Origin of the sequence: Streptomyces sp. NPDC088817, from assembly GCF_044750345.1 — a bacterium.
Taxonomy (GTDB): Bacteria; Actinomycetota; Actinomycetes; order Streptomycetales; family Streptomycetaceae; genus Streptomyces.
This window is the reverse complement of the sequence record NZ_JBIVJN010000011.1, coordinates 268,176-291,924: the sequence shown is the minus strand read 5'-3', so window position 1 is coordinate 291,924 and position 23,749 is coordinate 268,176. Positions and strand designations below refer to the sequence as shown.

Sequence of the window (23,749 nt, the reverse complement as noted above, 5' to 3'; positions counted from 1 at the left end):
GGGGCCCCCCCCGCCCCCCCCCCCCCCGGGGGGGGGGCCCCCCCCCCCCCCGGGGGCGGGGGGGGGGGGGGGGGGGGGGGGGTGGGGGCGGGGGGGGGGGGGGGGGGGCCCCCCCCCCCCCCCCCCACGCCGTGATCTGAAAAGCCCAGGTCACCAGCCGGCACGGTGAAGGAGGTTCAGTGAAACCGAGTTCGACTGGGACGCCGATGAGGTCCTCGACGACGTGCGGCAATACGTGGCCGACACCCTCGGTGACCCGGACGCCGTCCTGATCGTGGACGACACCGGCTTCCTGAAGAAGGGGGTGCGCTCGGCCGGAGTGCAGCGGCAGTACTCCGGCACCGCCCTGCCCCCGCAGTGTCCAGCAACGTCGGCATCAGCCGCCGCCCCTCCTCCCCATCGAGTGGTCCGGAATGCCTGTGAGGCGGCGAGACTGTCGGCGCGTTGAGCCTGGTGACCGGTTGGCTGCTCGGCCTCTTGATGCCTCGTCAGAAAGGCCCGGCGCCCGCGTCGATGCTAAAATCGATGTGATTCCATCTGTCGTCCGGGCACCCTCGGATCACGGGTGGAACGCGACGGAGCGCGCACGATGACTGCCGAGGACCAGACCGCGGCGCACGCGACACCAGCCGATACCGGCCCAGTAGGGGACGGGACTGCCACATCGACACAGTTCGGCAGGGCGGGGAGCGCCGGACGGTGGCCGGCGACAGCCGTCTTCTTTCTCAACGGACTCACGCTGTCGACGTATCTCGTCCGGCTCGGGTCACTGAAGGACAAGCACCATCTGAGCGACGGCCAACTCGGGCTTGTCGGCATGGCATTCGCCGTGACGGCCCTGGCCTGCATGCAGGGCGTGGGACCGCTGACAGCACGGGTCGGGATGCGGCCGGTGCTGCGCACCTCACTTCTCGTCATGCCCGTACTGCTCGCACTGGTCGGCCTGGTCAGAGGAACCGTCGGGCTCGTGGTGCTCGTCATGGCCCTCGGCGCCGTGCACGGCGCCATCGACACGGCCATGAACACCCATGCCGTCACGATCGAGCGGCGCCTCGGACGTCCCATCCTCAACGGCTGCCACGCCGCCTGGAGCGCAAGCGCTGTGGTGGCCTCACTCGCCACGGCCGCCCTGGAACGTGCCGGCATTCCGTTCACCCCGCACCTCGTCGCAGCCGCCGCCCTGGTCTTGGCCGGGGGCCTGCTGCTGGGACCGCTGCTGGCGGAGACCGGCACGGGGGACCACGCCCACGCGTCCTCGCCCGCGCCGCGCCGCCTGGGCCTGCGCGGCGGCTGGAGCCGCCAGGTCGTGACACTCGGCGTGACCGGCACGGCCCTGATGATCTGCGAAGGCGCCGCACTTGGCTGGAGCGCGATCTTCCTGCACGACTCCCGGGGCGCGTCATTCAGTCTCGCGGCCACTACGGTGACCGCGTACACCGGCGCGCAGGCGGTCGGCCGGGTGATCGGCGACCATCTGACCCTGCGCCATGGCCCTCAAGCTCTGTTCCGTGCAGGCAGCCTCATTGCGGCATGCGGCCTGGCGATGGCGCTGCTCTCGCCGAGTCCGTTCGCGGCCGTCGGAGGCTTTGCCGTCGCGGGTGCGGGCGCGTCTGTCCTGATCCCGCTGGCCTACAGCGCAGTCGGTCAGGCGAAGGCGGACACCCCGGAAGCCGCGACGCTGATCTCCCGGTTCACCACCTTCACCTACGCGGGGACCCTGTTCGGCCCCGCCGTGATCGGCTGGGCCGCTGAGTTCGCGGGCCTCACCTGGACACTGGCCGCGCTCATTCCCGTGCTCTGCGCCATCGCACTCCTGAGCCGACTACCCAGCCGCCCACAGCTCTGAGGCCGCCACCAATACCCGTCACCCCATCCCAAGGGGCCGCTCCCATGAACGCCCGTCCGGCCGGCCCGAGGCCGACCGGATACAGTGCGCGAGACGGCAGCCCGGTCAGGGAGGGAAAGCGTGACCGACACCAGCAGCACCCGGCCCGACGAGGGTGAAGCGCAAGCGCCGCGGCAGAGCCGACTGCACCGTCTGATGCGCTACATCCCCCTGGTCGCCCCCGTCCTGCTGTGGGCCGTGCCCTGCTGGGTGCTCCTGCACACCGGCCAGCACTGGCCGCTCCCCGTCACACTGGTCGGGACCGTCCTGTTCGCCCTCGGCCTCATATGTATGCCGCTCGCGATGGTGCGCGGCCACGGCCGGCGCCAGCAGGACCGGGCGGCGATCGTCGGTGACACCCTGCTGGGCACCAGCTGGGTCCTGTTCACCTGGTCCGTTCTGCTCGGCGTCCTCTTGCGGCTCGCCCTGACCGTGGCCGGCGTCGGCGAGAGTCAGGACCGCGCCCGCATCGTCACTTGGGCCGTCCTCGGCGTAACCGCCGCACTGCTCGCCTGGGGCTACGCCGAAGCCCGCCGTGTGCCACGCGTGCGCCGACTCGACGTGCAACTCCCGCGACTGGGTGCCGGATTGGACGGCCTCCGCGTCGTCCTCATCACCGACACCCACTACGGTCCCCTTGATCGCACTCGCTGGTCGGCGCGGGTATGCGAGACGGTGAACACTCTGGAAGCCGACCTGGTCTGCCACACCGGCGACATCGCGGACGGAACGGCCGAGCGCCGCCGCGCCCAGGCCGCCCCACTCGGTACCGTTCGAGCCAACCGGGCCCGCGTCTACGTCACCGGCAACCACGAGTACTACAGCGAGGCCCAGGGCTGGGTCGACCTGATGGACGAGCTGGGCTGGGAGCCGCTGCGCAACCGCCATCTACTGCTCGAACGCGGAGGCGACACGCTCGTGGTCGCCGGCGTGGACGACGTCACCGCCGAGTCCTCCGGCCTGGCAGGCCACCGCGCCCACCTCGCCGGAGCCCTGAACGGTGCCGACCCCGACCTGCCCGTGCTGCTCCTGGCACACCAGCCCAAGTTCGTCGACCGCGCGGCAGCCGACGGCGTCGACCTCCAGCTCTCCGGTCACACCCACGGCGGCCAGATCTGGCCGTTCCTCCATCTGGTCCGCATCGACCAGCCCGCCCTCGCCGGCCTCAGCCGCCACGGCAGCCGCACCCTCCTCTACACCAGCCGCGGCACCGGCTTCTGGGGTCCGCCGTTCCGCGTCTTCGCCCCCAGCGAGATCACCCTGCTCGTACTCCGCAGCCCGCGGGTGCCCACCGCGCCGTAGACGGGGCGGCCAGCACATCCGCCAGGAGGTGTCCGCGAGCTGCGGGGTGCCGGATCATCTCGCCGAGGACAAGATCCGGACCCAGCATTTCGCCCCCTCGGAAGCGATCCGACCCCGGCACTCCGGATCGCGGGACCGATCGACTCAGCCGCCGCTCTTACGCCGGAACGACCGCTGGCTCGCAGCCGGGCCGTGCGCCGAACGCACCTTCGACGCATCGGACTTGGCGGCGACATCGGCGCCGTCCGCCTGCGCACCGCGCTTGCGCGCCAGGGCTTCGCGGAACTTGCGCTTGAGGTCGTAGTTGCCGTCACTGTCCGGCGCCAGAGGGGACGTCTCGGGGCCAGCCGGCTCCGAACCTTCTGTGGATACGGGCTCTGCGGTCATGGTGACCTCCTGGGTTCGGGGGTGGGCAAGCACAGCTTGTCACGCCGGGCGCAGTGCGGGGCGCCGGCGACATCATCCTGCTCCAGGCCGTTCACTGCCAGGACGACGGCTCTCAGCCGTTGCGACGCACGAGGGCGGCCTTGCGGGCCTCGGCGAGCTTGCGGGCCTCGCCTGCCTTTCGGGACTTGCCGCCGGCGCCGCGAGAGGTGCCCTTGCTGGTGCCGAGGCCGCGGAAGGGAGCGTTGGTGTTCTTGGGCCGAGGGGCGGCGGGCCCGCCGTCGAGCGGGATCCCGGAGGGAGCCTTGGCGCCGGTGATCCGGCTCAGCTCCGCCTCGCCGGAGCGCACCTTGGTGACGGTTGCCTCGATGCCGGCCCCGGCCATCATGTGGCTCGTCTCGCGGCGCTGGCCCGCCAGCACGAGCGTGACCACGCTGCCGGACTCACCGGCGCGGGCGGTGCGGCCCGCCCGGTGCACATAGTCCTTGGGGTCGGTGGGCGGGTCGACGTTGACCACGAGATCGAGGTCGTCGACGTGCAGGCCACGGGCCGCGACATTGGTCGCCACCAGAACGGTGATCTCGCCGTTCTTGAACTGCGCCAGGGTCCGTGTGCGCTGTGGCTGGGACTTGCCGCTGTGCAGGGCCCCGGCGTGCACACCGCTGGCCCGCAGATGCCGGGTGAGCTGGTCGACGGCGTGCTTGGTGTCGAGGAACAGCAGTACGCGGCCGTCACGGGCGGCGATCTCGGTGGTGACGGCGTAGCGGTCGGGGCCGTGGACGACCAGAACGTGGTGCTCCATCGTCGTGACCGTGCCCGCCGACCGGTCGACCGAGTGGACGACGGGGTCGTGGAGGTAACGGCGGACCAGCTGATCGACGTCGCGATCCAGAGTGGCCGAGAACAGCATCCGCTGACCGTCGGGGTGCACCTGGTCGAGCACGTCGACTACCTGCGGCAGGAAACCCAAGTCGCACATCTGGTCGGCCTCGTCCAGCACGGTGATCCTCACCCGTCCCAGGCGGCAGGCGTTGCGCTCGATCAGGTCGTGCAGGCGTCCGGGAGTGGCGACGACCACCTCGGCTCCCTGGCGCAGCGCGGCGATCTGCCGGCCGATCGACATGCCGCCGACGACCGTGGCCATCCGCAGCCGCAGTGCCTCGGCGTACGGCGCCAGCGCCTCGGTGACCTGTTGGGCCAGCTCCCGGGTGGGCACAAGGATCAGAGCGAGGGGCTGCTTCGGTTCGGCGCGCCGACCGGCTGTACGTGTCAGCAGCGGCAGGCCGAAGGCGAGCGTCTTGCCCGATCCGGTGCGCCCGCGTCCCAGGACGTCGCGCCCCTTCAGGGCATCGGGCAGTGTGGCGGCCTGGATCGGAAAGGGTTCGCGCACTCCGAGTCCGCTCAGTGTCCGCAGCACCTCCGCCGGCAGCTCCAGACCGGCGAAGGAGACGGCCGGGGGCGGCGCCGGGGTCGTGGCCTCGGGCTGGGCGGGACCGCCGTGAGCGATGCCGGAGTCATCCGGGTGTTTCATGAACAGCCTTCCGCAGGGGAACGTACCGAGGAAGGCCCGGCAGGATCGAGCAGCCCACGCACAAGCGGAACCGAACAAGCGAAATCGCCCACCGCGACAACCACGCAAACGCATGACGGTAGCACAAGGCACGACATCGCGCCCTTGATACCGATCGCCCCTCCCGCGTCGATGACCCGACGCAGCCCGACAGCCTTTCACAGCCGCTGCGCACGCCCCGCTCCGTGGGGAAGGAGAGGTCACGCAGGCAATGGATCAACCCGTCCCACTCTCCGGGTAACGTCAAGGTATGAGTCATCCGCACCCCGAACTGAAAGCCGCCCCTCCCCTGCCTGAAGGGGGGCTGCGGGTCATCGCCCTGGGCGGCCTGGGTGAGATCGGCCGCAACATGACCGTCTTCGAGCACGCGGGCAAGCTGCTCATCGTCGACTGCGGCGTGCTGTTCCCCGAAGAGACCCAGCCCGGCGTGGACGTGATCCTGCCGGACTTCACCTCGATCCGGGACCGGCTGGACGACATCGTCGCCGTGGTCCTCACCCACGGCCACGAGGACCACATCGGCGGCGTGCCGTACCTGCTGCGCGAGAGGTCCGACATTCCTCTCGTCGGCTCCAAGCTGACGCTGGCGTTCCTGGAGGCCAAGCTCAAGGAACACGGAATCCGGCCGCGCACGGTGCGGGTGCGGGAGGGCGACCGGCGTGGCTTCGGGCCCTTCGACTGCGAGTTCGTGGCGGTCAACCACTCCATCCCCGACAGCCTCGCGGTCGCGATCCGCACCCGGGCCGGGATGGTGCTGCACACCGGCGACTTCAAGATGGACCAGTTCCCTCTCGACGACCGCATCACCGACCTGCGCGCCTTCGCCCGCCTCGGCGAGGAGGGCGTGGACCTGTTCCTCACCGACTCCACCAACGCCGAAGTACCCGGCTTCACCACCTCGGAGCGTGAGCTGAACCCGGCGATCGAGCAGGTGATGCGCACCGCGCCACGCCGGGTCATCGTCTCCAGCTTCGCCAGCCACGTGCACCGCATCCAGCAGGTCCTGGACGCCGCCCACCAGCACGGCCGCAAGGTCGCCTTCGTCGGCCGGTCGATGGTCCGCAACATGGGCATCGCCCGTGATCTGGGCTATCTGAAGGTCCCCTCCGGTCTGGTCGTGAGCACCAAGGAGCTGGAGAAGCTACCGGACCACAAGATCACTCTGGTGTGCACCGGCTCCCAGGGCGAGCCGATGGCCGCGCTGTCACGGATGGCCAACCGCGAGCACGTGATCCGCATCGGCAAGGGCGACACCGTCCTGCTCGCCAGCTCCCTCATCCCCGGCAACGAGAACGCCATCTACCGGGTGATCAACGGACTCACCCGGTGGGGCGCCCACGTGGTCCACAAGGGCAACGCCAAGGTGCACGTCTCCGGGCACGCCAGCGCCGGCGAACTCGTCTACTGCTACAACATCGTCAAACCCCGCAACGTGATGCCCGTGCACGGCGAATGGCGCCACCTGCGGGCCAACGGCGACCTCGCCATCCGTACCGGTGTCGACCCCGAGCGGGTCGTCATCGCCGAGGACGGCGTCGTCGTCGACCTGGTCGACGGGCGCGCGTCCATCACCGGCAAGGTCCCCGCCGGCAACGTCTACGTGGATGGCATGGAAGTCGGCGGCGCCACCGAGGCGTCTCTCAAGGACCGCCTCACCCTCGCCGCCGAAGGTGTGGTCACGGTGGTGGCGATCGTCGACGCGGACACCGGCGCCCTCGCCGAGGCCCCCGACTTCCTGGCCCGCGGCTTCGTCCACGACGACGCCACCTTCGAGTCGGTCATCCCCGTCATCGAGAAGACCCTGGCCACCGCGGCCGAGGAGGGCGTCGGGGACGCGCGCCAACTCGAGCAACTCGTCGCCCGCGCCGTGGCGAACTGGGCGTTCCGCACCCACCGCCGCAAGCCCCTCATCATCCCCGTCATCATCGACGCCTGAGCCCCGCACCGGCAGCACGGTCCCCGGTTCCGGCCGCGGCTCCGCCGGCATCGAGGTCGGACACGCGAGTCAGCAGCCACCCCGGCAGGCCGGGGTGGCATCGCTGTCGCGGCGTCCGGCATCTCCCGGGCGCTCGGCGGCTCGGCGAGGAGGTCCGGCCACCGGTGCCCCGCCGACCGGCACACCGCGTCATCCCGAAGGAATGCGAAACTCGAATTCGGGACGGTCCCACGGCACGGCGGGCGGGTTCGCGAACGCGGTCCCGGTCCGCACCGCACCGACGCGGTGGTAGAAGTCCTCGGCAGGAAGGTGCGACACGACCTGGACCCGGTCGATCCCGGCGGTACGGGCCTCGGACTGCATGTGCGCGACGAGCAGTCGTCCAATACCCCGTCCTTGCATGTCGTCGGCGACGAACAGCAGGTCGAGCTCCGGTGGAGCGAGGACGAGCGAGTAGAACCCGAGGACCCGGCCTCCGTGCTCGTCGGCGCCGACGGCCACAAAGACACGGTGGGCCTCGATGTAATCAGGACCGACCCGATAGCCCGCCACTGCGGCCGCGTACTGACCCTCGTAGGCGCCTGAGCCACGCACGAGCCGCGTGAGCCGTTTGGCATCCCGCGCGACAGCCCTCCGTATCGTGATCAGCCGGCTGATCGGGGAAGTACGTGAACTCATCGGGAGAGTATTTCGCACCGAGGAGTGCCTTCGTGCGGCGGGTCGGCTGCTCGGGCAGGCGCCCCTGCACCGCTCCCGGGACACCGGCCCTGGAGTGGGACAGCCGGGCCTGCGAAACCAGGGCGTGCCCTGCCGACCCCTGATCCGGCCGAGACCACCGATCACGCCGCCGTGTTCGCACTGCTTTCCCGGTCCGCCCCTGGCCCGACTGAGCGCACCGAAGACATCGCCTGGCCCGGCAAGGTGCTCACCGCCGCCCGTGGGCAGGCGCACCGAGACGGACCGCCGCGCACCAACCCTGGTCGTGGGCCTCGCCGGCCGGCCCTGGCCGAGGCCGTCCATGGTGCCCGGGCGGCACCTGAGAGCGGCATCTTCGACGCGCTCGCCGAGGCCGGCGTCCGGTGCTGGGCGGGCAAAGGGATACCCCAGCGCCGGAGCGGGGCGGTCGGCGGTCCTCAACGCGGCGCGGCGGTAGCCGCCGCCAATAAGTGACTCGGCCAGTTTATTTACCCAGTTCAGTTTATGCTGTGACGCGGAGACCGCCGTCCGGCCCGGCACGGCGGCGCGCAGGCCCGTCACCTCGGAAAGGTCTCGATCGATGACGTCACACGTCCAGGACACGTACGGCGTCCAGGAGGCCGTCGGACTCGACGACGAACTGGCCCTGGAGCGTGCGTACGTCGCGACGTGCCGCGAGGCGATGACCCGTCAGGTGGGCGATGCCCAGTACCAGGTCGTCGCGGGCGAGGACGTGTCCGGCGACGGCGCGAGCGCCGAGGCGCTCGGACGTTGTCTGCGCACCCGCGCACGGCAGATGGCGGAGGAGCCCGACAGCCCGCTGTTCTTCGGGCGGCTCGACTTCGAGGACTCCGACGAGGCGGGAGACCACCGGCGGCAGCGGTACTACGTCGGCCGCAGGCGGGTCTCGGAACACCCGTCCGCACCGCCCCTGGTGATCGACTGGCGCGCTCCGGTCTCCCGCACCTACTACCAGGCGAGCGCCCTGGAGCCGCGCGGAGTGGCGGTGCGGCGGCGCTTCGGGTGGGCGCCGTGGAGCCACGGCGCCCCGGAGGACCTCACCGGGCTTGAGGACGAGCACCTCGACCACGCCCGGGAGGACGGCGACACGGCGAGCGCGATCGTCGCCGCCGAGATCGAGCGGCCCCGCCTCGGCCCGATGCGCGACATCGTCGCCACCATCCAGCCGGAACAGGACAACCTCGTCCGCAGCGAGCTGACCGAATCGGTCTGCGTCCAGGGCGCGCCGGGCAGCGGGAAGACCGTCGTCGGACTGCACCGCGCCGCGTACCTCCTCTACACGTTCCCCCAGCGGCTGCAGCGCAGCGGTCTGCTGATCATCGGGCCGAACCGGACCTTCCTGCGCTACATCTCGGAGGTGCTGCCCTCGCTCGGCGAGATCGACATCGCCCAGCTCACGGTGGAGGACGTGGTCGCCCGGCACCCGGTGCGGCGGGTGGACTCGGAGGACGTCAGCGCCCTCAAGCACAGCGACCGGATGGCCACGGTCCTGGAGCGGGCCCTGTACGCCCGCGTCCGGCATCCCGAGGACTCCATCGCGGTCACCGACGGCTCGTACCGCTGGCGGGTCGATTCGGGCGAACTGGCCCGGGTCATCGACGAGGTACGGGCCGTGGGGGTACCGTACGCGGTCGGCCGCGAGCACGTGCGCTCGCGGGTGATGACGCTGATCCAGCAGCAGGCCGAGCGGCGGGCCGGTCCGAAGAGCGTCACCTGGGCCCGGAAGATCGGCCGTTCGAAGCCGGTCGCCGCGCTCCTGGAGGTCGCGTGGCCGGTGGCGCGGCCTGAGGAGGTGGTGGCCTCGCTGCTGAGTGATCCGGCGGTGCTGGAGGCCGCGGCGGACGGCGTGTTCGACGCCGCGGAACAGGCGGCCCTGCTGTGGGCCAAGCCGCCGAGGTCGGAGAAGAGTGCCCCCTGGTCGGTCGAGGACATGCTGCTGCTGGATGAGGTCGCCGGGCTCGTCGAACGCCCCGAGAGCTTCGGCCACGTGGTCGCGGACGAGGCTCAGGACCTGTCTCCGATGCAGTGCCGGGCGATCGCCCGGCGCAGCGCCTTCGGCTCGATCACGGTGCTGGGCGACCTGGCCCAGGCAACCGCGCCCTGGTCGGCGCGGACCTGGCAGGAACAGCTCACGCACCTGGGCAAGGCGCAGGCCACCGTCGTCCCGCTGACCACCGGCTTCCGGGTCCCCGCCGCCGTCATGGAACTGGCCAACCGGCTGGTGGCCGACCTCGGCGTCGATGTGCCGCCGGCTCGCTCGCTGCGCCGCGACGGCGAGTTGACGGTCAGCTCGGTCGACGACACGTCGGCGGCCACCGTGTCCGCCGTCCGCGCGGCTCTCGAACGCGAAGGGTCGGTCGCCGTCATCGCCGCCGACGACGCGGTGGCCGCCACCTCGGCGGCCCTGCGCGAGGCGGGCATCGAGACGGCGACCGCCGAGGAGGTCGGCACGGCCGCCCGGGTGAGCGTACTGCCCGCGACGGTCGTCAAGGGCCTCGAGTACGACCATGTCGTCGTGGTGGAACCGGCCGCGATCGTCGAGTCCGAGCCGCGCGGGCTGCACCGGCTGTACGTCGTGGTGACGCGGGCGGTGTCCCGGCTCGACATCCTGCACGCCCGGCCGTTACCCGAGCCGCTCGCCGGCTGACGGTTGCGCTTTGGGAGATTTGACAACCAAGTCAACATACATACCGGGTAACCGTATTGCCCTGGTAAGAGATGCCGCTAGGATGGCCTGGTGAATGCGCCGATGGGCTTGCGGGAGCGCAAGAAGCAGCGAACGCGGCAGACGATCTCCGATACGGCGATCACGCTCTTCCTGGAGCACGGGTTCGACCAGGTCTCGGTCGTCGACATCGCGGCCGCGGCCGAGGTCTCCAAACCCACGCTGTTCAAGTACTTCCCCACCAAGGAAGACCTGGTCGTCCACCGGTTCGCCGACCACCAGACGGTGAGCGGCACCGTCGTGGCGGAGCGGCCGCCGGGCACGTCCGCGATCGACGCCCTGCACCAGCACTTCCTGAGCGGGCTGGCGGCGCGGGACCCCATCACGGGGCTCAACGACGACGAGGACGTCCTGGCCTTCCACAGCCTCGTCCACTCCACGCCGAGTCTCGTGGCGCGCGTCAGTGAGTACCTGGCCCACGCCGAGGAGGCGCTGGCCCGGGCCCTGGTCGACGCGCTCGACTCGAACCGCGAGATCACGGCGGCCCTGCTGGCCGGCCAGGTGATCGCCACGGAGCGCATCCTGGCGTCGATGAACTGGCAGCGCATCGTCGCCGGCCGGTCCGCGGACGAGGTCTGCCCCGAGGCGGTGGCCGACGCCGACCACGCCTTCGCACTGTTGCGCCACGGTCTGGCGGGGGTCGTCCCGCCGAAGTGAACGACGCCAGGGGCCGTTTCGAGGCGGACGGCAGCAGTCGTAATTCTGCCGTCGGCCAAGACGGTGGCGCCGCCCGCGCCGCGGCCGAAAGGATCGGCACATGCAGCCGGTCTTCGTTCTCGTGCACAGTCCGTCCGTGGGTCCCTCGACCTGGCACCCTGTGGCCGAACGCCTGGCAGCGGCGGGACACCAGGTACGTGTGCCGTCGTTGCTGCACGTCGGTGTCGGCGGTCCGCCCTTCTGGCCCCGTACGGTCAGTGCCGTCCGCGACGACCTCCGGCGGGTCCCAACCGACAGTCCCATCGTGCTGGTGGCACACAGCAACGCGGGGTTGTTCCTGCCGGCGATCCGCTCGGGCCTCGATCGTCCGGTGACCGGCTCCGTCTTCGTGGATGCCGCGCTGCCGGCCCGTCGCGGGCAAACCCCCGTCGCCTCACCCGAGTTGCTGGAGTTCCTCCGCCCGATGGCCGTGGACGGCAGGCTGCCGCGCTGGACCGACTGGTGGGACGAAGCCGACGTCGCGCCCATGTTCTCCGATCCGGAAACGCGGCGGACGGTCGTGGAGGAGCAGCCCGCCCTGCCACTGTCCTACTACGAGCAGCACGTCCCGGTCCCCGACGGCTGGGACGACCACCCCTGCTCCTACCTGCTGTTCGGCCCTCCGTACGTCGAACTCGCCGCCGAGGCACGCGAACGCGGCTGGCGTGTGGCCCACCTGCCCGGCGCACACCTCCATCAGATCGTCGACCCCACGGGAACAGCCCGACACCTCCTCGAACTCGCGGCCACGACGTGATGTCCCTTACACACTCGGTCCGGCCGGGATTCCGACGGGCCACGTGCTGATCGTCGCGCGAGGCCGTGGACCGTGACCGCATGGCCGCCGTGGTGAGCGGGTATCTCAGCCGACGGATCCGTGCGGGTGCCGAAGGCCCGCCGACTTCAAGGGGGAGCAGAACCAGGGGACATGGCGCGCTCTTCCTCCTGTTCGACAAGAACAACCGACGGGCACGGCTGCGACCCGTCCTCATCACGCTGCGTCCGGTCGCGCTGCCCGTCGCCGCGAGCGCCCCGGCCCTGCCCCGGACGCAGTGGCTGTGGTCGCTGGTCCTGCTGAGCGGACTTCCCCTGTTCGCCGACCAGTTGGGGCGCAGCAGGGGCAAGCGCATCGAGCAGCGGCTCTTCCTGTCGTGGGGAGGGAAGCCCGGCGTGCAGGTGCTGCGCTGGCGCGGCCCGACCGGCCGGCAGCAATTGGGCTTTCTGCACGCCCGCGTTCAGGAGATCACCGGCCCTTCGCTGCGGTTGCCGACCGCGGCGGAGGAGGAGGACCCGTGGAAGGCCGACCCGATCTACGACGCCGCGGGACTGGCCCTGCGGGTCAGGGCCCGCGGACTGCCGGGGGCCGAACTGGTCCACGAGCAGAACTGCGAGTACGGGTTCCGGCGCAATGTGCCAGGGTTGCGCCCGTACGCCCCGCCCGTCGCCGTGGCCGGGCTGCTGGCCGCACTGGCCTAATGCGGTTCCCGCTCACCAAGCCACCTCCGCGGTGTCGTCGCGGTCGGCGAGGCCCAGTTCACGGTCGCCGAGCGGGGCGAAGAAGCGGTCCACGTCGGCGTCGGTGACCTCGGCGAGGGTCCCGCAGGACCAGCGCGGGTCGCGGTCCTTGTCGATGACCTGGGCGCGGATGCCCTCCACCAGGTCGGGGCTGCTCAGGGTGGCGCAGGAGACGCGGTACTCCTGGTCGAGGACCGCCTCCAGCGATCCGAGACGGCGGGCGCGGCGCAGCGCGGTGAGGGTCACCTTCAGCGCGGTGGGCGACTTGGTGAGCAGGGTTTCGGCCGCCTCCTTGGCGGCGGGCTCCCCGTGATCGAGCAGTCGGCCCACGATGTCCTCGACCGTCCCGGCGTCGTAGCAGGAGTCGATCCACTCCCGCCGCCCCGCCAACTCCCCCTGCGGCGCGGGCCGGACATGGCGCGCGAGCACCTCCCACACGGGAGTGAGGGCGAGGTCGTCAATGAGGTCCGGCACGGAGGCCGAGGGGACGTAGTGGTCGGCGAGCCCGCAGAGCAGGGCGTCGGCGGCGCCGATCTGCGCGCCGGTCAGCGCGAGATGGGTGCCCAGTTCCCCGGGGGCGAGGGCCAACAGATGGGTGCCGCCGACGTCGGGGACGAAGCCGATGCCGGTCTCGGGCATCGCGATCCGGGAGCGCTCGGTGACGACGCGGACGCTGCCGTGCGCGGAGACGCCGACGCCGCCGCCCATGACGATGCCGTCCATGACGGCGAAATACGGCTTCGGATAGCGGGCGATACGGGCATTGAGGTGGTACTCGTCGCGCCAGAAGGCTGCCGCGGCGACGCCGTCCCCGTCGCGGGCGTCGTCGTGGATGGCGCGGATGTCGCCGCCCGCGCACAGGCCGCGCTCGCCCGCACCGGTGATGACGACGGTCTCCACGGCCGGGTCGTGCTCCCAGGCCGTCAGTGCCTCGTCGATACGGCGCACCATCTCGTGGGTGAGGGCGTTGAGGACCCTGGGCCGGTTGAGGGTGATGTGGGCGGCCCGTCCGGCGGTGTGGAACAGGACGGGTTCCTCGGTGGCGGTCATCCGAGCGCCTCCGTCAGGCCGTGGGCCACGATGACGCGCATGGTCTCGTTGGTTCCTTCCAGGATCTGGTGGACACGCAGGTCACAGACGATCTTCTCAGTGCCGTACTCGCTGAGGTAGTCGTCTCCACCAGGGCGATCGAACGAAACACGCCGGGCGCCGGAAATCAGCGGTTCCAGGGGTCTCCTACAGTCGATGTATGCGCATCGTCTCCCTGCTGCCCGCCGCGACCGACATCGTCGCCGAACTCGGCCTTTCGGAGCAGTTGGCCGGCCGCACCCACGAGTGCGACTGGCCGCCGCGCGAGGTCGCCTCCGTGCCCGTGGTGACCGGGGCGGACCTGGACCAGGACGCGCTCACCAGCCGGGAGATCTCCGACGCCGTCGGAGGGTCGGCGCACTCCGGTTCGTCGCTGTACACGCTGGACACCGAGGCTCTGGCCGCCCTGCGCCCCGACGTGGTGCTCACCCAGGACCTGTGCGACGTGTGCGCGGTGTCGTACGAGAAGGTCAGCCGGACCGTACGGCTGCTCGACGCCGGCACCTGGGTCCTCAGCCTGGAGCCGCGCACGCTCGACGACGTCCTGGACTGCCTGGTCACCGTCGGTGATCTGCTCGGTGTGAGCGAGCGCGCGCGGCGGCGCCGGGCCGAGTTGCGGGACCGCCTCGACCGGGTCCGCGGCGCGGTCGCCGGACTCGGCCGGCCCCGGGTGGTGGCGATCGAGTGGCTCGACCCGCTGTGGCCCGCCGGACACTGGGTCCCCGAGCAGATCACCACCGCCGGAGGCGAGCCGCTCCTCGCCGCCCCCGGCGAGCACACCAAGCCGATGACCTGGGAGGCGGTACGGGCCGCGCAGCCGGACGTCGTCCTCGTCCTGCCGTGCGGCTTTCCTCCCGAACGCACCCTGCGGGAAGCCTCGTTGCTCGGCGACCTGCCCGGCTGGGCGGATCTGCCCGCCGTCCCGTCCGGTCGCGTCCGGGTGCTGGACGGCCCGTCCTACTTCAACCGGCCGGGGCCCCGGGTGGTGCGCGGCGCCGAGATACTCGCGCAGGTGCTGCACGGCGTGCGGGCCGGCGACCCGGTCGCCCCGGCGGAGGCCCGGCCGTTCCCCGTCGGGTGACGACGGGCCGGTCTCCTCGGTGTACGGGCCTCCGCGCGAGCGCGTGACTCAGGACTCCGTGGCGCGTCGCGGCGGGGGGAAGGTGTACAGGTCGAGGATCTCCGGCAGGGGGGCCACCCCCGGACCACCGGCGCGCACCCAGGCGACGATGTCCTCCGTCGCGTCCGCGTCGTTGACGAGCCCGAGCCAGACCGGTCGCGCACCGGCCGCCCGGCCCTCGGCGGAGGGCTGGACCACGACGACGTTCGCCTGCTCGCACACGTCGAGGCATTCAGAGATGCGCATCGGCACCTCCGCGCGCAGCCGCGCGGTCTGCGTCGCGTGATCCACCCCGGTCACCTTGGCGCTGCCGCAGCAGCAGTCCCGGCACAGGACGACCCGGCACGGCACCGGACCGCTCCCCGCCACGGCACCGTCCGGCGCCTCGTCCGTCGGCTTCTCGGGCACGCCGCCCCACTCCCCTCCCGGGGAGATCCGCCCCGGTGTTCGTTCGAGGAGGCGACCGCGTGAGTCTCCTGGCTCCCGGGTCCTCGCTCGTCCCGCCTTCCCGCCCCGGACGGGGCAGTGGCGTTCCGGAACTCGCTCACCGGTCACAGTGGCGGGACCGCGCCGGATTCACACCGGCTTCCTCGGACCGCCGTCGCCTTTTGTCGCCGGTCATCATCCCATGATCGGTTCCGCCCCCCGCAACGGCCCGTTCCGCTCATCCCTGGCACCGCGGGCACCAGACCGTGCGGCGTCCGCCGACGCGGTTCGAGCACAGGGGCCGCCCGCAGCGAGGACACATCGGTACGCGGTCGTCCCGTTGTCCGGTGAGCCAGGACTCCCTCGGCGGCACGCACCCGGCACGGACGGACGACTCCAGGACCCTGCCCATCCCCGCATGGACACGTCGAAGCGCGGTCTCGCCCAGCTCCCCCGCCGGAGTCCGGGGTGCCACCCGGGCCCGCCAGAGGATCTCGTCGCACAGGAGGTTCCCGAGACCCGCGATCACGGACTGGTCCATCAACGCGCTCTTGACGGCGCGCCGCCGTCCCGACAACAGGTCCCGGAACTCAGCCCGGCTCACGGTCAGGGCGTCGGGCCCCAGACCGTCCACGATCCGCGCGAGCTGCGCTCCGTCGGCCAACCGCACGCCTTGGAGCTTGCGTTGATCGCGATAGCGCAGATGCCGGGCGTCGTCGAGCGTCAGCACGATGCGGTCGTGCGGCGCGAGGGGCTCGTCCGGGGCACAGCACCGCAGTGATCCCGTCATGCCGAAGTGCCAGACCAGCCAGACCAGTACGGGACCGTCGTCGCCGACCGGCACGAACAGCCACTTGCCGTGCCGCCACGCCTGACCCAGACGCCTGCCCGTCAGCTCCCTCCGCAGCCGCCGCGCGCTGACACCCCGGAGCACCCCGGTGTCCCGCACCTCGACGTCCGTGACACACCGCTGACAACCGCAGGTCATCAGCACCTCGCGGAATCCCTCGACATCCGGCAGTTCGGGCATGCGTTCGCCCCGATCGGCTCGTTCGTCGCGGCTCTTCGTCGTACGTCGTCGGCGTACGGTCATCGACGTATGGTCGTCGGCGTACGGTCGTCGGCCCGCCGCACGCGGAGACGGGTACCCGCGGAGGGCGACCGCACGCACTCGTCGTTCCGCCGCAGCCACGATGCCCCGAGGCAGGACGCACCGAGGCAGGACGCATCGGGGCACGGTGCCCCGATCGGACGTCCGCCGGTTTCGGCCTGCGGCCCGACCGGGATACCCATGGCACGTGATCCCGTCCAAGGTCGACGACACGCTGCCCGAGCTGGCTCCCTTCGTCCACGCCGTACAGGGCCGAAGGCCCGACGACGGCACGTGGTGCGAGGCGTGGACGGTACGCGACATCCTGGTCCACCAGACGGGGAACGCCGAGGAGCCGGCCCGGGTACTGCGAGCGTTTCACGCGGGCACACCGGTCGAGACCAGGAGCTTCGCGCACGAGGCTCCCTACCGGCGGATGTCGGACACCGAACTCTGGGCGGCGTTCTTGACCAACTGTGAACAGCTCACCGAGGTCGCGGCGGCCGCGGCACGGGACCTGTCCCCGGACACGGAAGTGATGTGGACCGGCCGGTCCGTGTAGGTCCCCTTCTTCGCGGAACACATGCGTGAGGAACTGATCCTCCACCGCTGGGACCTGACCGGCGACGACCGGACGGCCGTGCGGTCCCTCAACGAGTCGTGGATGACCGAGCACAGCGTGGTGTCGGTGGGCCGGCCCTTGCTGGTCCGGGGCCGCGCCGGTCTGAACCTGGGCCCCGAGGGGCGGGTCGAGGGCCGCCTGCGTACGCCGGGCACCGACGACATCGTGGTGACGGCCGACGCCGACGGCGGCACGATCCGGTTCGCCGCTCCCGAGGGCCCGGCCACGATCGAGAGCGACGCGGCCACCCGCGTCCTCCTCCTGTGGGGCCGCCGCCCCGCCGACCCCGCCCGCCGACCCCGCCCGCTGGCACAGCACCGCAGGCCCGGAGGCACTGCGGAGCGTACGGGCCCTCCTCGGCGGCTACTGAGTCACGGCGCCCGGACTACCCCACGAACCCGAGGAACTCCGCCCACGCCGGGGAGGCGACCTCGAACCGCGGTCCGTCACTCCGCTTGGAGTCGCGTACGTGCACGGCTCCGGGAGCGAGTGCGACTTCCACGCAGTCGTCACCCTCGGACCCGCTGTAGCTGCTCTTGAACCAGTCCAGTGCACTGTCGGTGTTCATAGCGCTCCTCGCATCCGCTGCAACAACTCGGCCGAGTCCGCGGGGGACAGAGCCTGCGAGCGCATCTTGGCATAGCGCATCTGCATCACGCTCACCGCTTCCCGGTCAGAAACCAGTTGCCCGGTCTTCTGCCCCTCCGAGTACCCCAACCACTGGCGCTCCGGGGTCTCCAGGAGCCGCATGGGACCGTCCGTACCCGCGTGGTGGGGTTGCCGCTGCGGCATGATCTGCAGCTCCACGTTCCACGGTTGCGTGCGGACGAGGAGGTGGTCGAGCAGTTCCCGGGTGACCTCCTCACCTCCGGTCTGCCGCAGCAGTACCGACTCCTCGACGATGAAACTGAACGCGACCGGCGGCCTGCGCGTCAACAGTTCCTGCCGCGCCAGCCGGGCGGCGATCCGCTCCTGCAACTGCTCCTCCGTGGGCGGAGGCGGCACGTTGAGCATCACCGCGCGCGTGTGGGCCTCGGTCTGGAGCAGCCCCGGCACGACCCGGCACTCGTACGTGCACAGGCTGACCGCCGCCTCCTCGAGCTGCGCCCACTCCCGGAACCAGACCGCAAGCCCGCGCTGCCGTCCCACGTGCCGGGCCACGGCCCGCAGCACACCGAACGACTCCAGCGCCTCCTCCGCCCGCTCGACGAAGGTCGCGGTGGGCATCCGCCGCCCCTGCTCCACCGAAGCGACAGAAGCATGCGAGTAGTTGAGCCTCTCGGCCAACTGTTCCTGCGTCAGCAGGGCCCGTTCACGGAAGACCTTCAGGGCCGCCCCGAACGCCTTCATACTGCCGGACGAATCAAGCGCACTGCCACCACCTGCCATGGCTGAACACCCCCTTGTCACACCGCGTCACCTCTTGCAACGAGTACAACGGCCGGACCCGGAGCAGGGGTTACGCGCCGGGCCCGCCTGGAACCCGTACACGAGGGCGTGTACGGGCGGCGTCACAGCACACGCGTGACTGTGGACGCCCACCCCGGAGGCGTCACTCGCGGTCGCGCAGGAAGGCGGTGATCTCCTCGCGGGTGGGGTGGTCGGGCAGGGCTCGGCGATGATCGTCCGGTGCTCCGCCCTCCACACCGACGCCGACGCGCAGGGGCCGTCCGACGAGGTGGCGCCGCGCCAGGAGTTGATCCGGCTGCGCGACGGGGAGCCGATCCCCACACGGATGTGGGTGCTCACTCCGCGGCTCTGGGAGGACCTCCTGACCGAGTACGGCTTCCAGGTGGAAGGAATCGAACTCCTCACCGCACCGGACCCCGACAACCCCGGGATCCTCCAACTCGTCCGAGCCCGACGCGACCACACGCCCAGCCGACATCCTGTGACCAGCCGCCCACGGACCACCCGGCCGCCCGTGCCGCACGCCGCGATCGGCGTCGGAGCCATCGTGTTCGGCGAACGGGGCCTGCTGCTGGGACGCCACCGGCACGGCACCTGGGAGCTGCCCGGGGGCACCGTCGAGCCCGGCGAGTCCCTGCACGACACCGTCGTACGCGAACTCGCCGAGGAGACCGGGCTCGTCACGCGCCCCGAGGACGTGACCCTGCTGGGCACACTCCTCGACCACGTCGACGACGTCGTACGCGTCACCGTCGGCGCCGTCGTCACGTCCTGGCAGGGCGAACCCGCCGACCAGCCGAACGAAAGCGTGGGCACCTGGCGCTGGTGGCCCCTGCACGAACTGCCCCAGGGCGTGTTCGTATGCAGCGCCCAGATCCTCACATCCTGGCGCCCCGACCTACCCCCCATCACCCACACGCCGGCCCACTTCACTCCGTACGCGCCCCTCGGATGACGTCGTCGAAGATCGCTGGCTGCTGGCCCGCAAGCGGTAGCGACCGCAGCCACTCGGATCTTGCGGGAGGCATACGCACGATCGATTCCCTGCGGTGTCTGCTCGGGGACTGACGCCGGGTCCCGACACGGTTGGAGGGGACGTACAGGCGGTGGCGGCTGGGCTCGGATCAGGCGCGCATGTGTTTCGGGGCGTCGGCTGCCCAGGCGGGTGTCCGATGATGCCAGGACCCAGTGGTTCCGGTCCTGTGTTCGGAGGAGGCGGCGACACATCAGGGATACCAGGATCGCCGTCCGCGTTCGTCTCACCCTGATGACATCGCCACCCGACCTTCCTTAGTCATCAGTGACGGGGTACATGTCGGCATAGGGGTCGGGCTCGCCGGTTTGCGGGTCCAGCCCGGCCACGAGCCGTCGACGTTGCTGCCCCCGGCAGCGTCGTCGAGCTCGCACGGACACTCCCCAACGACCAGGCGGACCTGGTGTATCAGCAGCAGCCGGCGCCGGTTGCGCTCGGGGTGGCGCTCTTGCCGAGGGTGTCCGTGTCGGACTTCACGACGTAGACCTCCCAAGGTTCTTGGCCGGGGCCGTGGACCCAGACCTTGTCCTGGAGGGCGTAGCAGCAGGAGGTGTCGTTCTGCTCGAAGGTGGCCAGTCCGGCGTTCCTGAGGCGGTCGGTGGCCGCGGCGACCTGTTCGGTGGTGTCCACCTCGACGCCCAGATGGTCGAGGCGGGTCTCCTGGCCGGGCTCGCCCTCGATCAGGACGAGCTTGAGCGGCGGCTCGGCGATGGCGAAGTTGGCGTAGCCCTCGCGCCGCTTGGCCGGTTCGGTGCCGAAGAGTTTCGAGTAGAAGGCGATCGACCCTTCGAGGTCGCTGACACGCAGGGCGAGCTGAGCACGGGACATGACATGGCTCCCATCGGGTTGCATTGATGTCTCTCGATGCAACCTTGTGACCTGGATCGAAGGATGTCAACATAGACGCATGTCGAAGCAAGAGTTTGTCGTGCTCGGTCGGAGCGACACGGACGGCACATGCTGCCCCGGGCTGGTGGCCGCGCCCTTGGACGAGACCCAGGCCGTCGAGTTGGCGAAGCTGTTCAAGGCGCTGGGCGACCCCGTGCGGCTGCGCCTGCTGTCGATGATCGCTTCGCGGGACGGCGGTGAGGTCTGCGTCTGTGACCTGACTCCGGCCTTCGACCTGTCCCAGCCGACGATCTCCCATCACCTGAAGTCGCTGCGGCAGGCCGGTCTGATCGACTGCGAGCGTCGGGGCACGTGGGTCTACTACTGGGCACTGCCCGCCACCCTCGACCGGCTCGCCGCGTTCCTCCAGACGTCACGGACGGCCGAGGCACCCGCGTGAGTGCCTCGCCGGCTCGCCGGGCCCTGGCGGAGGCGGTGGGGTCGGCCGCCCTGGTGGCCGTGGTCGTCGGCTCCGGCATTCAGGCGACCGAGCTGACCCGGGACGCCGGGGTGCAACTGCTGGCCAACTCACTGGCCACGGTCTTCGGCCTGGGCGTGCTCATCGCGCTGCTCGGGCCGGTGTCCGGCGCGCACTTCAACCCGGTCGTCACGCTCGCGGCCTGGCTCGGCGCACGCCGCGGCGGGGGCGGGCCGACCGCACGGGACGTCGCCGCCTACGTTCCCGCCCAGATCGCGGGAGCCGTCGTCGGCGCCGTCGTGGCCGACGCCATGTTCGGCAGGCCGCTCGTGCAGTGGTCCGCCCACGACCGCTTCGCCGGTCACCTGTGGCTGGGCGAGGTGGTCGCGACCGCCGGACTCGTCCTGCTGGTCCTCGGGCTGGGCCGCACCGACCGCGACCACCTCGGCCCGGTGGCCGTGGCGTCCTACATCGGCGCGGCCTACTGGTTCACGTCCTCCACCTCGTTCACGAACCCGGCGGTCACCATCGGCCGGGCCTTCACCGACACGTTCGCCGGCATCGCGCCCGGCTCGCTCGGGCCGTTCATCGCGGCCCAGTTGGCCGGTGCCGCGCTGGGACTCGGGCTGGTGAGCGCGGTGTTCGGGCGCCCGGCGCCCGTGTCGACCGGCACCGTGCCTCTTCGGGGCGGACCCGAACCTGAACCCGAACCCGCCACCCCCACCCTCCCCCGACCGGTTACTGTCCAGAAGGACCACTCGCCGTGAACACTTCCCCTGAGCGTCCGTCCGTGCTGTTCGTCTGCGTCCACAACGCCGGACGCTCCCAGATGGCCGCCGCGTTCCTCACGCACCTCGCGGGCGACCGCGTACAGGTGCGCTCCGCCGGGTCCGCTCCGGCCGACACCGTCAATCCGGCCGTCGCCGAGGCCATGGCGGAAGCCGGGATCGACATCTCGGCCGAGGTGCCCAAGGTTCTGACCGCCGAAGCCGTCCGGACGTCCGACGTGGTCATCACGATGGGCTGCGGCGACACCTGCCCGGTCTTCCCCGGCAAGCTCTACCTCGACTGGGAGCTGCCCGACCCGGCCGGACGAGGAGTCGCCGCCGTCCGCCCCATCCGCGACGAGATCGAGAAGCGCGTCCGCGGCCTGCTCGGTGAGATCGCCCGGGCGAGCCGGGTGTGACCACGTCGCAGCACCGCCGTGGCACAGGGCGTACGCGCCCCTGAACGCGTCCGGGGCCGCTCAGGGCGGCCCCGGAGTGCTGTCCGTGCTTCGGTGGTCAGGCGTGACCGCCCTGGCCGCCGTAGCGGAGGTGGTCGATGAGGGTGAGGAGGAGGAAGAGGTTCGGGATCCTCTTGACCTGCACCTGGGCCCAGGGCAGCTTCTTGCCGTGCTTGCGCAGTACCAGCATGCCCTGGGACATCTCGACCTTCTCGATCTCCGCCCAGGTCAGGCTGCCCTTGGGCGTGGCCGCACCGCCCGGGTTCACCGAGACGGTCCCGTAGGTCAGGGTCTCGCCGTGCTCCAGTCTGGTCAGCAGCCCGGGCAGTTGCGTCCGGGTGATCTCCTGCTGGAACGCCGGGCCCCAGCACTCGGGCCGCTCGTAGAACTCGGTGACCTTGAGCGTCGTACCGTCAGCACGGTGGAGCGTGTACACGTAGGTGGTCCCGACGTACATGCCGTTCGCGTACCGCTCGGTGATCTCCTGGAGCACCGTCATCGAGTCCCAGCGGAAGACGGAGACCTCACCGTTCCTTCCCACCTCGGCCAGGCCGTGCTCGAAGAGGTGCAGCCGGCGGGCGGCCTGCTTGCGCGAGAGGTTGGGCGTCCTGAAGGCGAGCCAGAAGAAGTAGACGCCGAAGGGGGGAAGGACCATGGCGACGATCCCCATGACCATCATGAGGGCTGTCCGCCATGCGCTGATGCGCTTCGGCAGGAATGTCTCCCGCAGTTGCCCAAGCCCTTCGGTCCCCGGGAGCGCCGTGTGATGCGCTGTCGCCTGCCCGGGGTCCTGCTGAGCGGTGGGTCCTGCCATGAGCCGTGCTCCTCGCCGAAGTGATCAGGGATTCGGCGATCATTGTGCGGCCAGGACCGCCGCTCGCACACATCGGGGTGCCTCCCGGCAGATGCCGGAATACGAGCACTTCAAGACGCCGTTTCGCCGAACCGACCGTCGGCAACCGCACTCGCGGCGGTGCCTCGGGGGTACTCGTTCAGGAAGGGCCCGGCGTGTGGGCGGTGAGGAGGGCCATGAGGCGATGACGGTCTCCGCCGTCAACCCGACGGACAGTGCCTCGGTGCTGGCCGCCTTCGGTGCGCTGGGAGTCCTGGTCGTGACCTTCGCCGAGTCGGGTCTGATCGTGGTCGGCTTCTTCCTTCCCGGTGACACGCTGCTGATCCCGGCCGGTGTGCTGTGCGCGCAGACCGACTCCCAGGCGCCGCGGATGGCGTTGTGGCAGGTGCTCGTGTGCGGCGCCGTGGGCGCGGTTGCCGGCGGGCAGGTGGGGTTCCTGCTCGGGCGGCGGGGCGGGCGGACCCTGCTGGCCCGCACCTCCAACAGGCGGCTGAAGGAACGGGCCGCGCGGGCGCAGGAGCTCCTGGCCCGCTACGGGCAGGCCAAGGCGCTGGTCATCGGACGCTTCATCCCCATGCTGCGGAGCGTTCTGCACCCCGCGGCCGGGGCGCTCGGCGTGCCCACGCGGACCTTCACGCTCTGGGCGACCGTCGGAGGCGTGCTCTGGTCCCAGAGCCTGGTGCTGGCGGGATACGGCCTGGGAGCGTCGGTGCCGCGCATCGGCGACTACGTCCTGGTCATGGTCGCCGTGCTCGTCGTGCTCTCCCTCGTGCCGCTGCTGGTGCAGGTACGGCGTACACGGCACATCCGGCAGCCGCCCTCGGGGTGAGCGCCCCCGGCCCCAC

24 protein-coding genes, 2 pseudogenes and 1 riboswitch are annotated in these 23,749 nt (G+C 71.1%); of the genes and pseudogenes, 15 read left to right on the top strand and 11 right to left on the bottom strand.

Going from position 1 to position 23,749, the window contains the following annotated elements; all coding sequences use genetic code 11:
* Positions 1-187 precede the first annotated feature (187 nt).
* The 3 genes and pseudogenes from ACIP4X_RS22070 to ACIP4X_RS22060 form a co-directional block, all read left to right on the top strand.
* Positions 188-448, top strand: a pseudogene (locus ACIP4X_RS22070) (transposase); the annotation flags it as partial.
* Between the two features lie 369 nt (positions 449-817).
* Positions 818-1,846 carry an MFS transporter gene (locus ACIP4X_RS22065; RefSeq protein ID WP_391454625.1) on the top strand — a complete coding sequence of 343 codons (1,029 nt, stop codon included), beginning with the start codon at positions 818-820 and terminating at the stop codon, positions 1,844-1,846.
* A gap of 120 nt (positions 1,847-1,966) precedes the next feature.
* Positions 1,967-3,187, top strand: coding sequence for a metallophosphoesterase (locus ACIP4X_RS22060; protein WP_401350111.1), 1,221 nt, complete (start codon positions 1,967-1,969; stop codon positions 3,185-3,187).
* 144 nt (positions 3,188-3,331) lie between these two features.
* Here ACIP4X_RS22060 and ACIP4X_RS22055 read toward each other — a convergent pair whose 3' ends face one another.
* Both ACIP4X_RS22055 and ACIP4X_RS22050 read right to left on the bottom strand, forming a co-directional pair.
* Positions 3,332-3,574: a DUF5302 domain-containing protein gene (locus ACIP4X_RS22055; protein WP_358737766.1), complete on the bottom strand. Its 243-nt coding sequence runs from the start codon at positions 3,572-3,574 to the stop codon at positions 3,332-3,334.
* 112 nt (positions 3,575-3,686) lie between these two features.
* Positions 3,687-5,102, bottom strand: coding sequence for a DEAD/DEAH box helicase (locus ACIP4X_RS22050; protein WP_391454626.1), 1,416 nt, complete (start codon positions 5,100-5,102; stop codon positions 3,687-3,689).
* Positions 5,103-5,391: 289 nt separating this feature from the next.
* Here ACIP4X_RS22050 and ACIP4X_RS22045 point away from each other — a divergent pair, with 289 nt between their 5' ends.
* Positions 5,392-7,077, top strand: a complete 1,686-nt coding sequence (locus tag ACIP4X_RS22045; protein ID WP_358737770.1) for a ribonuclease J — start codon at positions 5,392-5,394, stop codon at positions 7,075-7,077.
* A 189-nt stretch (positions 7,078-7,266) separates the two neighbouring features.
* Here the strand turns inward: ACIP4X_RS22045 and ACIP4X_RS22040 are convergent, their stop codons facing one another.
* Entirely contained in the window at positions 7,267-7,755 is a 489-nt protein-coding gene (locus tag ACIP4X_RS22040) for a GNAT family N-acetyltransferase (protein ID WP_358737772.1), read from the bottom strand.
* A gap of 598 nt (positions 7,756-8,353) precedes the next feature.
* Between ACIP4X_RS22040 and ACIP4X_RS22035 the strand changes: the two genes are divergently transcribed.
* The 4 genes from ACIP4X_RS22035 (at position 8,354) to ACIP4X_RS22020 (ending at position 12,691) form a co-directional block, all read left to right on the top strand.
* Positions 8,354-10,441: a HelD family protein gene (locus ACIP4X_RS22035; RefSeq protein WP_401350106.1), complete on the top strand. Its 2,088-nt coding sequence runs from the start codon at positions 8,354-8,356 to the stop codon at positions 10,439-10,441.
* A gap of 90 nt (positions 10,442-10,531) precedes the next feature.
* Positions 10,532-11,176: a TetR family transcriptional regulator gene (locus ACIP4X_RS22030; RefSeq protein ID WP_358737774.1), complete on the top strand. Its 645-nt coding sequence runs from the start codon at positions 10,532-10,534 to the stop codon at positions 11,174-11,176.
* Between the two features lie 310 nt (positions 11,177-11,486).
* Positions 11,487-11,972 (top strand): alpha/beta hydrolase, encoded by a 486-nt coding sequence (locus ACIP4X_RS22025; protein WP_401350103.1) that lies wholly within the window; start codon positions 11,487-11,489, stop codon positions 11,970-11,972.
* Between the two features lie 80 nt (positions 11,973-12,052).
* Complete coding sequence (locus ACIP4X_RS22020; RefSeq protein WP_358737777.1) at positions 12,053-12,691, top strand: hypothetical protein; 639 nt, start codon at positions 12,053-12,055, stop codon at positions 12,689-12,691.
* A 12-nt stretch (positions 12,692-12,703) separates the two neighbouring features.
* On the opposite strand, the gene ACIP4X_RS22015 is transcribed toward ACIP4X_RS22020, so the two are convergent.
* Together ACIP4X_RS22015 and ACIP4X_RS22010 are read right to left on the bottom strand one after the other, a co-directional pair.
* Positions 12,704-13,780 (bottom strand): enoyl-CoA hydratase/isomerase family protein, encoded by a 1,077-nt coding sequence (locus ACIP4X_RS22015; protein ID WP_358737779.1) that lies wholly within the window; start codon positions 13,778-13,780, stop codon positions 12,704-12,706.
* Positions 13,777-13,911: pseudogene (locus ACIP4X_RS22010) on the bottom strand (acyl-CoA dehydrogenase family protein); the annotation flags it as partial. The pseudogene ACIP4X_RS22010 and the gene ACIP4X_RS22015, both read right to left, overlap by 4 nt.
* Before the next feature lie 68 nt (positions 13,912-13,979).
* Between ACIP4X_RS22010 and ACIP4X_RS22005 the strand changes: the two are divergent.
* Positions 13,980-14,900 carry a cobalamin-binding protein gene (locus ACIP4X_RS22005; RefSeq protein WP_358737781.1) on the top strand — a complete coding sequence of 307 codons (921 nt, stop codon included), beginning with the start codon at positions 13,980-13,982 and terminating at the stop codon, positions 14,898-14,900.
* A 48-nt stretch (positions 14,901-14,948) separates the two neighbouring features.
* Here ACIP4X_RS22005 and ACIP4X_RS22000 read toward each other — a convergent pair whose 3' ends face one another.
* Positions 14,949-15,347 carry a (2Fe-2S) ferredoxin domain-containing protein gene (locus tag ACIP4X_RS22000; protein WP_358737783.1) on the bottom strand — a complete coding sequence of 133 codons (399 nt, stop codon included), beginning with the start codon at positions 15,345-15,347 and terminating at the stop codon, positions 14,949-14,951.
* 61 nt (positions 15,348-15,408) lie between these two features.
* A riboswitch (cobalamin riboswitch) is annotated at positions 15,409-15,531 on the bottom strand.
* 72 nt (positions 15,532-15,603) lie between these two features.
* A complete protein-coding gene (locus tag ACIP4X_RS21995) occupies positions 15,604-16,395 on the bottom strand; it encodes a DNA-formamidopyrimidine glycosylase family protein (protein WP_358737816.1) in 792 nt (263 codons plus the stop codon).
* A gap of 268 nt (positions 16,396-16,663) precedes the next feature.
* On the opposite strand from ACIP4X_RS21995, the gene ACIP4X_RS21990 reads away from it, so the two are divergent.
* Complete coding sequence (locus ACIP4X_RS21990; RefSeq protein ID WP_358737785.1) at positions 16,664-17,017, top strand: maleylpyruvate isomerase N-terminal domain-containing protein; 354 nt, start codon at positions 16,664-16,666, stop codon at positions 17,015-17,017.
* Positions 17,018-17,462: 445 nt separating this feature from the next.
* Here ACIP4X_RS21990 and ACIP4X_RS21985 read toward each other — a convergent pair whose 3' ends face one another.
* Both ACIP4X_RS21985 and ACIP4X_RS21980 read right to left on the bottom strand, forming a co-directional pair.
* A complete protein-coding gene (locus tag ACIP4X_RS21985) occupies positions 17,463-17,645 on the bottom strand; it encodes a DUF397 domain-containing protein (protein ID WP_358737787.1) in 183 nt (60 codons plus the stop codon).
* On the bottom strand, positions 17,642-18,427 hold the full coding sequence (locus ACIP4X_RS21980) for a helix-turn-helix domain-containing protein (protein ID WP_401350097.1): 786 nt from the start codon (positions 18,425-18,427) through the stop codon (positions 17,642-17,644). The genes ACIP4X_RS21985 and ACIP4X_RS21980 overlap by 4 nt, the downstream gene beginning before the upstream one ends.
* A gap of 268 nt (positions 18,428-18,695) precedes the next feature.
* Between ACIP4X_RS21980 and ACIP4X_RS21975 the strand changes: the two genes are divergently transcribed.
* Positions 18,696-19,442 carry an NUDIX hydrolase gene (locus tag ACIP4X_RS21975; RefSeq protein ID WP_401350094.1) on the top strand — a complete coding sequence of 249 codons (747 nt, stop codon included), beginning with the start codon at positions 18,696-18,698 and terminating at the stop codon, positions 19,440-19,442.
* A gap of 486 nt (positions 19,443-19,928) precedes the next feature.
* Here the strand turns inward: ACIP4X_RS21975 and ACIP4X_RS21970 are convergent, their stop codons facing one another.
* Positions 19,929-20,348 carry an ArsI/CadI family heavy metal resistance metalloenzyme gene (locus tag ACIP4X_RS21970; protein ID WP_358737790.1) on the bottom strand — a complete coding sequence of 140 codons (420 nt, stop codon included), beginning with the start codon at positions 20,346-20,348 and terminating at the stop codon, positions 19,929-19,931.
* A 79-nt stretch (positions 20,349-20,427) separates the two neighbouring features.
* Here ACIP4X_RS21970 and ACIP4X_RS21965 point away from each other — a divergent pair, with 79 nt between their 5' ends.
* The 3 genes from ACIP4X_RS21965 to ACIP4X_RS21955 are packed head-to-tail and all read left to right on the top strand — an operon-like array spanning position 20,428 to position 22,012.
* Positions 20,428-20,808 carry a metalloregulator ArsR/SmtB family transcription factor gene (locus tag ACIP4X_RS21965; protein ID WP_358737792.1) on the top strand — a complete coding sequence of 127 codons (381 nt, stop codon included), beginning with the start codon at positions 20,428-20,430 and terminating at the stop codon, positions 20,806-20,808.
* Entirely contained in the window at positions 20,703-21,593 is an 891-nt protein-coding gene (locus ACIP4X_RS21960; protein ID WP_401350129.1) for an aquaporin, read from the top strand. The genes ACIP4X_RS21965 and ACIP4X_RS21960 overlap by 106 nt, the downstream gene beginning before the upstream one ends.
* Positions 21,590-22,012 (top strand): arsenate reductase ArsC, encoded by a 423-nt coding sequence (locus tag ACIP4X_RS21955; protein WP_358737796.1) that lies wholly within the window; start codon positions 21,590-21,592, stop codon positions 22,010-22,012. The genes ACIP4X_RS21960 and ACIP4X_RS21955 overlap by 4 nt, the downstream gene beginning before the upstream one ends.
* 97 nt (positions 22,013-22,109) lie before the next feature.
* Here ACIP4X_RS21955 and ACIP4X_RS21950 read toward each other — a convergent pair whose 3' ends face one another.
* Positions 22,110-22,865 (bottom strand): DUF6585 family protein, encoded by a 756-nt coding sequence (locus ACIP4X_RS21950; protein ID WP_358737798.1) that lies wholly within the window; start codon positions 22,863-22,865, stop codon positions 22,110-22,112.
* 223 nt (positions 22,866-23,088) lie between these two features.
* Here ACIP4X_RS21950 and ACIP4X_RS21945 point away from each other — a divergent pair, with 223 nt between their 5' ends.
* Positions 23,089-23,733, top strand: coding sequence for a DedA family protein (locus tag ACIP4X_RS21945; RefSeq protein WP_401350089.1), 645 nt, complete (start codon positions 23,089-23,091; stop codon positions 23,731-23,733).
* The last annotated feature ends 16 nt before the right edge of the window (positions 23,734-23,749 follow it).

Coding starts and splice junctions, on each gene's coding strand:
- ACIP4X_RS21945 (WP_401350089.1), top strand. CDS start 23,089: ATGACGGTCTCCGCCGTCAACCCGACGGACAGTGCCTCGGTGCTGGCC.
- ACIP4X_RS22035 (WP_401350106.1), top strand. CDS start 8,354: ATGACGTCACACGTCCAGGACACGTACGGCGTCCAGGAGGCCGTCGGA.
- ACIP4X_RS22020 (WP_358737777.1), top strand. CDS start 12,053: ATGGCCGCCGTGGTGAGCGGGTATCTCAGCCGACGGATCCGTGCGGGT.
- ACIP4X_RS21980 (WP_401350097.1), bottom strand. CDS start 18,427: ATGAAGGCGTTCGGGGCGGCCCTGAAGGTCTTCCGTGAACGGGCCCTG.
- ACIP4X_RS22045 (WP_358737770.1), top strand. CDS start 5,392: ATGAGTCATCCGCACCCCGAACTGAAAGCCGCCCCTCCCCTGCCTGAA.
- ACIP4X_RS22040 (WP_358737772.1), bottom strand. CDS start 7,755: ATGAGTTCACGTACTTCCCCGATCAGCCGGCTGATCACGATACGGAGG.
- ACIP4X_RS21995 (WP_358737816.1), bottom strand. CDS start 16,395: ATGCCCGAACTGCCGGATGTCGAGGGATTCCGCGAGGTGCTGATGACC.
- ACIP4X_RS21970 (WP_358737790.1), bottom strand. CDS start 20,348: ATGTCCCGTGCTCAGCTCGCCCTGCGTGTCAGCGACCTCGAAGGGTCG.
- ACIP4X_RS22050 (WP_391454626.1), bottom strand. CDS start 5,102: ATGAAACACCCGGATGACTCCGGCATCGCTCACGGCGGTCCCGCCCAG.
- ACIP4X_RS21965 (WP_358737792.1), top strand. CDS start 20,428: ATGTCGAAGCAAGAGTTTGTCGTGCTCGGTCGGAGCGACACGGACGGC.
- ACIP4X_RS21985 (WP_358737787.1), bottom strand. CDS start 17,645: ATGAACACCGACAGTGCACTGGACTGGTTCAAGAGCAGCTACAGCGGG.
- ACIP4X_RS21975 (WP_401350094.1), top strand. CDS start 18,696: ATGATCGTCCGGTGCTCCGCCCTCCACACCGACGCCGACGCGCAGGGG.
- ACIP4X_RS22055 (WP_358737766.1), bottom strand. CDS start 3,574: ATGACCGCAGAGCCCGTATCCACAGAAGGTTCGGAGCCGGCTGGCCCC.
- ACIP4X_RS22065 (WP_391454625.1), top strand. CDS start 818: ATGGCATTCGCCGTGACGGCCCTGGCCTGCATGCAGGGCGTGGGACCG.
- ACIP4X_RS22005 (WP_358737781.1), top strand. CDS start 13,980: ATGCGCATCGTCTCCCTGCTGCCCGCCGCGACCGACATCGTCGCCGAA.
- ACIP4X_RS21950 (WP_358737798.1), bottom strand. CDS start 22,865: ATGGCAGGACCCACCGCTCAGCAGGACCCCGGGCAGGCGACAGCGCAT.
- ACIP4X_RS22015 (WP_358737779.1), bottom strand. CDS start 13,780: ATGACCGCCACCGAGGAACCCGTCCTGTTCCACACCGCCGGACGGGCC.